The sequence below is a fragment of the Mesorhizobium sp. M0768 genome (assembly GCF_040320195.1).
Lineage (GTDB): Bacteria > Pseudomonadota > Alphaproteobacteria > Rhizobiales > Rhizobiaceae > Mesorhizobium.
On the sequence record NZ_JAMYPD010000125.1, the window covers coordinates 1 to 576 of the forward strand.

Consider the following 576-nt stretch of genomic DNA (forward strand, 5'->3'; position numbering starts at 1 on the left):
CGAGGGGGTCGAGTGGGATGAAGTGATCGAGACCGCGCTAACGCTCCGCGACATCATGGAAGCGGAAGGTCTGCAGAGCTGGCCGAAGGTGACGGGCGGCAAGGGCATTCACTTGATGGCCCCACTTGAGACGAAGATCACGCACGACAATGCCCGGCTCCTTGCCCGATCGTTCGCCAAGCGCCTCGCTGAAGCCCATCCCGATCGCTATCTGCTCTCCGCTGCGCCGGCAGCCCGAAAGGGCCGCATCTTCATCGACTACCTTCGCAATGGGCGCGGTAACACGGCGGTCGGCGCCTTCTCCCCACGAGCGCGACCCGGCTTCCCAATCGCCCGTCCCGTGACCTGGAGCCAGGTTGAGGCAGTCATCCGTCCAGATGCCTTCACCATTGACCGTCCGTTTAGGGCGGCTGCGAGAAAAGCAGCGTGAGCAATCTCGCAGCGCATTCTATAGCAGTGGGCGAAGACGCCCAGCGATTCCGCCGAACATTCGATCATGTCAACTACTTGCCGGACGGGTCGATCTCTATCCAGGCGGGCACGTGATCACTCGGCTTTTCCCAGCCTCGCAGGTCA

1 protein-coding gene is annotated in these 576 nt (G+C 62.3%); it reads left to right on the forward strand.

Translation table 11 applies throughout. The features are described from left to right. Window positions 1–430: non-homologous end-joining DNA ligase LigD (ligD, locus tag NKI08_RS34635; RefSeq protein ID WP_502899708.1), on the forward strand; the 430-nt coding region annotated here is incomplete at its 5' end. Between the last annotated feature and the right edge of the window lie 146 nt (window positions 431–576).